Source organism: Cytophaga sp. FL35 (assembly GCF_014349235.1).
In the GTDB taxonomy this organism is placed as follows: Bacteria; Bacteroidota; Bacteroidia; order Flavobacteriales; family Flavobacteriaceae; genus Euzebyella.
In genome coordinates this window covers 177616-184409 of sequence record NZ_JACSOH010000008.1, presented here as the reverse complement: position 1 = coordinate 184409, position 6794 = coordinate 177616, and the positions used below count along the sequence as shown (strand labels likewise).

Annotated in this window: 8 protein-coding genes; all 8 read left to right on the top strand. The window is 37.7% G+C overall.

The window, feature by feature from the left end; genetic code table 11:
• Positions 1-448: hypothetical protein (locus tag BIZ36_RS09035; protein ID WP_187457564.1), on the top strand; the 448-nt coding region annotated here is incomplete at its 5' end.
• Between the two features lie 207 nt (positions 449-655).
• Positions 656-1204, top strand: coding sequence for a hypothetical protein (locus BIZ36_RS09030; RefSeq protein WP_187457563.1), 549 nt, complete (start codon positions 656-658; stop codon positions 1202-1204).
• 211 nt (positions 1205-1415) lie between these two features.
• Complete coding sequence (locus tag BIZ36_RS09025) at positions 1416-2132, top strand: hypothetical protein (RefSeq protein ID WP_222937321.1); 717 nt, start codon at positions 1416-1418, stop codon at positions 2130-2132.
• 72 nt (positions 2133-2204) lie between these two features.
• The gene (locus tag BIZ36_RS09020) at positions 2205-2828 is read left to right on the top strand and encodes a CatB-related O-acetyltransferase (RefSeq protein WP_187457562.1); all 624 of its coding nucleotides are present in this window, start codon (positions 2205-2207) and stop codon (positions 2826-2828) included.
• 79 nt (positions 2829-2907) lie between these two features.
• Positions 2908-3774 carry an alpha/beta fold hydrolase gene (locus BIZ36_RS09015; RefSeq protein ID WP_187457561.1) on the top strand — a complete coding sequence of 289 codons (867 nt, stop codon included), beginning with the start codon at positions 2908-2910 and terminating at the stop codon, positions 3772-3774.
• 303 nt (positions 3775-4077) lie between these two features.
• Positions 4078-4449 carry a nuclear transport factor 2 family protein gene (locus tag BIZ36_RS09010; protein WP_187457560.1) on the top strand — a complete coding sequence of 124 codons (372 nt, stop codon included), beginning with the start codon at positions 4078-4080 and terminating at the stop codon, positions 4447-4449.
• An 88-nt stretch (positions 4450-4537) separates the two neighbouring features.
• On the top strand, positions 4538-6124 hold the full coding sequence (locus BIZ36_RS09005) for an alpha/beta hydrolase (protein WP_187457559.1): 1587 nt from the start codon (positions 4538-4540) through the stop codon (positions 6122-6124).
• 158 nt (positions 6125-6282) lie between these two features.
• Positions 6283-6750, top strand: a complete 468-nt coding sequence (locus BIZ36_RS09000; protein WP_187457558.1) for a DinB family protein — start codon at positions 6283-6285, stop codon at positions 6748-6750.
• Positions 6751-6794: the final 44 nt, after the last annotated feature.

Sequence of the window (6794 nt, the reverse complement as noted above, 5' to 3'; positions counted from 1 at the left end):
ATTTATAACTATTAAAGAAGTTTTTAGCTATATGCAAGGTGTAGGTTTTAATCCAAATCAAATTGATAGTCTACTTAACTTTGCCTATTCTAAAAATATTTTTGAAACTTCTCAAAAAGGTGATAAACTATCAATTCAAAACAATGAATTGAATATTCGAGCAACCAACTTAGCAATTTATCATTTAAGATTTCTATCAAATTCTTTTACATATGTTGATGCTATGATAGCAGATACTCCAATATTTGATTCTGATGATAGAGATCAAATCCAGAATACCATGCAAATAAAAGAAAGGTTGGAAAGAGCAAAAATTTTTAGAGAATATTTAGACAAGCAATGGCAAATCGCTAACCTGAGAACTAATTATTTTAATTGGCCTAATTTCTCTAATGAATTGAAAAATGATATTGAAAAAATTAGTGGAGTTATACATAAAGATGATTAGCACTAAGTACAACAAAGGTAACCGTTGCACTAGCCCCTGATCGGTAGCAAAACGGATTCATATAAGCCTCTTTACGGGGCTTTTTTATGTAGATATGCAATCTGTTGTGCTCCCTAATATTTTTCTTTTTTATGTACTTTTAGTTACGGCAACCAAAAAACTAAAGGTACGTGTACGTATAGGGCTGCGTTGTGGCAAATTTGAAAAATGACAGAACCATCTCAAATAAAGCTTAACCTTTTTTATACGATTTGTAAAGAGCACCAATGGTTTCTGATTTATGAGTTTCAATTGACAGGAACTGATATTTTCCGATTAACGGATAAAGAAATTCTAAAAGGATTAATTGGAACAAGAATTTTAGGAAACAGTCTTTATCATTCTGAAATGGACGACAAGGATACGGAGGTTGCTGTTAAAAACCTTTCAAGACCTTATAAAATTGAGAAAATTGAAATCTCGGACTTCAAATTCTTGAAATCAAAAACTGAATTTGAAAAATGGCTTGCCAAATTCAGAAATGAAGATTGGCAAGACGATAGAGAAGATGCTCAGGTTTTAATTGACAAAGGAGAAAATCAACTTTGGTCGCGGACTAATCTCAAAAATGGAGTTTGGTTTTTATCTAAAAAACAGTTTGAAGAAGACTCTGATAAACTTGATGAATTACATTGGATTTATTTGCACTTTGAAACCTTTATTGAGATTGACCGAGAATACGAAATCATTCGAACATTTGACTTTGGATACGATTGAAAAAAATAAAAACTAGTCACAACACCAGTAACCGTTGCACAACCCCTTTAACGGCGAAAAAACGACCACTTTTGAGCTCTTTTTAGGGGCTCTTTGTGGTTGGTAAGCAATCTGGTGTGCTCCTTAGCGTTTTTCTTTTTTATGTACTTTTAGTTACGACAACCAAAAAACTAAAGGCACGGCTACACAAATGCCTGTGCTGGTACAAATTTTGAAAAAGTTAATGAAGCGTATCAAACCCAAATTCTGGAAAAAGTTCACATTTGAATTTCTATCAATTTTTATAGCAGTTATTTTAGCTTTTGCATTAAATAGTTGGAATGACAACAGAAAGGACAGAAAGTCTGAGCAAAAAATTTTAACAGAAATAGCTAATGGTCTTCAAAAAGACTTGGAAGATGTAAAGGTCAATAAACTGGGTCACGAAAATGGAATTAAATCTGTTGATTTTTTCAAAAAATTATTAATTCAAAATGATTCTATTTCCATTGACTCCGTACTTATCAATTACTTTCATTTAAGTCGTGATTTTTTTTCTGTTCAAAACAGATCAGGTTATGAAACTCTAAAATCCAAAGGTTTAGAATTAATTGTCAACGACTCTTTGAGAAGCAAAATAATATCCATGTATGAAAGTGAATATGAGATTCTTAGAAAATTTGAAGAGGAGTATTTTGAAACTCAATTTCAAGAAAATTACTTTCAAGAGATAAACCGTATTCTAGTTCCTAATTTTGAATTTGACGAGACAAAATCACTAAAAAAAATCATTCTCCCTTTAAAAATATCTGAAATAGACGAAAAATTGTTTCTTACCTATTTATGGAAAATCAAAGCTAATAGAAAAGGGGTTTTAAATTATTACAATCTAGTAGAAAAGAAAATTACCGATTTGAATAAAGAGATTCAAACTGAATTGAAACGGTAGCCCATAGGTGTAAACGTTCTGCCCAAGTGGGACAGGTGTACAAGTCTGTAAAACGTAAAAAAACCAACTCCAATGACAGGACCCGATAAGGACACGAAATTTCCGCTTCCGCATTATGACCGGCTTTGTTTTTTAAAGAACGTCATTAAAAATCCCAACATCATTGTGGGCGACTATACCTACTACGATGATTTTGAAAACGTGGAGAATTTTGAAAAGAACGTCAAATACCTTTTTGACTTTATAGGCGACCAATTGATCATTGGCAAGTTCTGTATGATTGCTTCGGGCGTTACCTTTATCATGAACGGGGCCAATCACCTAACAGATTCCTTGTCTACCTACCCTTTTGCGATTTTCGGTAAGGGTTGGGAACAGGCCATGGACGGCAAGGAATATCCTAAAAAGGGCAATATCACCATTGGCAACGATGTGTGGATCGGGTACAATGCGACCATTATGGCCGGGGTGACCATTGGAGACGGTGCCATTATTGCCACCAACGCTACCGTAGTAAAAGATGTGCCCCCCTATTCCATTGTGGGGGGCAATCCCGCCAAGGAAATCAAAAAAAGGTTTCCGGAGGAAGTGATCGCCCAGCTATTGGAGCTGCAGTGGTGGGATTGGGATATAGAAAAAATCACCCGAAATGTACAGCACCTAACGGGCGCCGATTTGGATAAGCTTGTGGAATAAATGTATTAAAGACCTCCGCGTACTTGGGATAGACATCAAATAGCTATTTTGTATTTTAGATAACCTAAACGAAGATTGGGTGAAAACGTTACTCACATGTTTCATCTTGTGCCTGCTTTCCTGCAAGGAAAAGTCCAATGATGATAAGGAAAGCTTTTTGCATTTTAAACAGCATAAGATTCAACTGAAGACCACCGGAAAGGGAAAACCTTTACTTTTTGTACATGGAGGCTATCTGGATTTGAACATGTGGCAACCCCAGGTGGAAGCCTTCAAAGATACCCACACCCTTATACGTTTTTCCGATTTGGGACACGGGAAAACCATTGCTTCCGGTGAACCCGTAAGAGGACATGAAATTATTCGTGAGATTACTAAAAATCATCCTGAGGAAAAATATACCTTAATCGGCCTTTCTTGGGGCGCTATGCTGTGTGTGGATTTCACCCTGAACTACCCGGAAAAATTGGAGAAGCTGGTGCTGGTCTCCCCCGGACTTAACGGCTGGGAGTATTTTCAGGATTCCGTGGCCCTCAAAAATTACCAATGGCGCCAAGAAGCCATCAAAAAAGGCGATACCCTACGAGCGGCAAAGCTGTTCCACCAGAACTGGGTGGTAGGTCCGCGAAGAAACCCCAATGATTTACATCCCGATTTTCACCAACGTAGTTTGGAGATGGTTTATAGCACTATGAGGAACCATTGGCAAGAAGATTGGTCCGCCTTGGACAGCATTCCTGCCCGCAAACGGCTGGAAGAAATTCAAGTTCCAACCTATATCATCATTGGCAGCGAGGATGCGGAAGACATACTACAGATTGCAGAAGAATACCACCGGCGTATTCCCCGTTCCAAAAAAATAATCCTGCCTAACGTTGCCCATCTGTTGAACATGGAAGCCCCGGAACGGTTTAACAAGGAGTTGCAAGGTATTCTTGGGGAATAAAAAGACGGGATGAAGCGTCCATACTCCATAGATCCGGTAGATGGAATGAAATTTGAAGATCCCTCGTAATATCCGTATTTTGTCAACTTCAAGGTTTACAAAACATTTTATTTGTAAACTTAAACATTGACAAAACCACATTACTAAAATTTTAAACACCTCAAGACCAAAACAGCCCTTAAGAGCTACCATACTTATTTGGTAAAACATTGAACGAACTCAAATTCTTGTCATTTTTAAATAATTGGTAACCCACGCAGCAAAAAAAACATTTCGCCTACTTAAAACTAAAATGTACTCCCCATGAACCTAAGCAATGAATCCCACAACGTACCCAGCCATAAATACCGATGCCTTTTATACCTCAAGAGATATGAAGAAAAAGATATAAAAGGTATAGAAGAACTCTTTGCGGAGGATATTGTGCTACGTGACTGGAAAATTCGCGTTGAAGGCAAGGAAAAGGCCCTAAGTGAAACACGTAAAAATTTTAAAAACGCCGATACGATAGAAATTGAGGTACTCGCTACTTATGAAAACGAAGATACCGTAGCGGCAGAGCTCAAAATTGTGGTGGACGCTACCGAAGAACTTTATGTGGTGGACGTTATTACGTTTAATGCGGAAGGTAAAATCACATCTATACGTGCCTACTTGGGCAGAGGTGATGATTGAACTACATAACCACATTATAACAACTTTTTAAAGTAGGTTTTTCCCACTGAAAAACGAGCTGACACAATCCAAAAATAAAATTGTATTAATGAACATACCTGGCAAATTCTTATTTCTAACCCTGATACTTTTTTATAAAACGTGTGTTTTTGCCCAGTCAGATTCACCAAAAATACTTTTACAAGGGGAAACCTTTGACAAAAAAATATCGGACGGGGAAAATCATGATTACACTCTTCATCTAACTAATGGAATGGCTGTTATTGGTAAGGTCACCCAAGATGGAATTGACCTGAAACTGGATGTTTACAGCCCGGATGGAAAATTTCTTGAGCAAATTGATATAGCCAAGAGTAAAAAGGGCGATAACACTTTTGACATTACGGCTGATCAGACTGGATACTACAAGTTTGTAATTCGTTCCCTGGAGAAAGGTTCAAAGGGGCGTTACACCCTTACCACGGACCAAATAGTGAGTTTATCCCAAAACATGGAACGCATTTCAAGAAAAGAGCTACCCACAAGCACCCTTTTTAATTTATGGAAATCCACATTGACCGATTCTTCTGCCATTGATACATTTTTGGCAAGTAAGTCCAGCAGACATATTATAGAGCCTATTCCGGGAGATAGCACCCATATGTTAGTAACGTATTTTTGCGTACCTACCCCTCATACAGAGTATGTTATGCTAAGCGGTGGTCCTGACTTTTTGGGGTTACGGTTTCAACGCTTACCAAATTCAAACCTACATTTTGTTACGCAGAAAGTCCCTATTGATGCCCGGTTTAATTACGGATTTAATTACTTTATCCTAGAAAAGGCCGGCCCTAACAACGAAATTGAAACTAGAAATCTAGAGCATGCCTACGACGGGATTTTAGAAATGCCCAATGCCCCAGAACAACCTTATATAATAGTAAAAGAAAATGTTAAGAAAGGGACAATGGTGGAAAAATCCATTAAAAGTGAAACTTTAGGTGAAGAAAGGAAAATAACTATTCACCTACCTTCTAACTATGATGCCGAACAAGCACACCATTTACTTATAATTTTTGACGGGGAATCCTATGGCGGTAGGTTGGACCGTAGCCCCAGAGTTCCTACAGCTACCATTATGGACAATCTTTTGGCAGAGAAAAAAATTCCTCCAACCGTAACGGTTTTGGTATGGTCTATGGGAACACGAAATAAAGATATGGTCAGTGAAAAATTTGGAGATTTTATTGCCACGGAACTAATCCCCAAAATACGCACAGATTACTCCATATATCCAGAATCCGATAAAATAGTTTTGGCAGGTTCTAGCCGAGGTGGTTTTGCGGCTAGTTTTACCGCTTTACGGCATTCCGATGTAATTGGCAATGTTCTTTCACAATCTGGTTCGTATTGGATAACAGCAGGTAAGAATGAAAATCACTGGATTTATCCTGAATACGATGGAAAATTGATATCTGCATATAAGAACAGTGAACTTTTACCGGTCAGATTCTATATGGATGTTGGATTGTATGATGCGGGCGCATCTATGTTAGGGATGAATAGACAATTCAGGGATATTCTTGAATTAAAGGGATATAAGGTGGATTATCACGAATTTAAAGGAGGGCATAGCTATGTAAATTGGCGTGGAACGCTTTCTGATGGGATAATATCCTTGATTGGAACCAAGTAAAACAACTATACGAGCCTATTGGGCAGAGGTGAAGATTGAACTGTTGAAGTAAATAATCCCTTAGCTCCTGTAGAAAAACTGATTTTAAGCCGCCCTGTTTTCTAGTAAGCACCCTCTTTATATATTTTTCATTTAATCGTAATTCCAACATTTAAAAAATGACCTCATCCGAATTGATTGTTTTAAACTTGTCGGAAATCAGAAGAAGGAGCATCCTACTTTGGCGTGCCTTGCCTGAAAACCAATTTCTTTGGAAACCTGACCCCAACGCCATGAGTGCAGGAGAAATAATCCGTCATGTGTTGGAAGCGGATTACGGTTGGAATAGGATTATCAATGGGAAATCTATGGAAAACTATAAGACGCCTTGGAAGAATCGCCCTATAACCAATTTGAAAGAAGAACTTGAATTTGCCGAACCACACCGAAAAACTTTTTTGGACAGTATTCAGCAATTTTCAGATAAGCAACTTAGCGAAACCACTATTATCCATCCCGGTAATGGTGCAAGTAAAAAACTTGCAACCTATTTGCTAAGAATAGGCTATCATGAAGCTGTTCATGCAGGCCAATTTATGTCCTATTTAAGGGCCATGAAAATTGATAGGCCTAATGTATGGGATTAAACCTTTATCAAGCTATCCACTATGAAAGCTTCTCAAAGCACACC

Excerpts from the sequence above, each read along its gene's own strand:
- BIZ36_RS09030 (WP_187457563.1), top strand. The coding sequence starts at position 656 with ATGACAGAACCATCTCAAATAAAGCTTAACCTTTTTTATACGATTTGT.
- BIZ36_RS09020 (WP_187457562.1), top strand. The coding sequence starts at position 2,205 with ATGACAGGACCCGATAAGGACACGAAATTTCCGCTTCCGCATTATGAC.
- BIZ36_RS09010 (WP_187457560.1), top strand. The coding sequence starts at position 4,078 with ATGAACCTAAGCAATGAATCCCACAACGTACCCAGCCATAAATACCGA.
- BIZ36_RS09005 (WP_187457559.1), top strand. The coding sequence starts at position 4,538 with ATGAACATACCTGGCAAATTCTTATTTCTAACCCTGATACTTTTTTAT.
- BIZ36_RS09000 (WP_187457558.1), top strand. The coding sequence starts at position 6,283 with ATGACCTCATCCGAATTGATTGTTTTAAACTTGTCGGAAATCAGAAGA.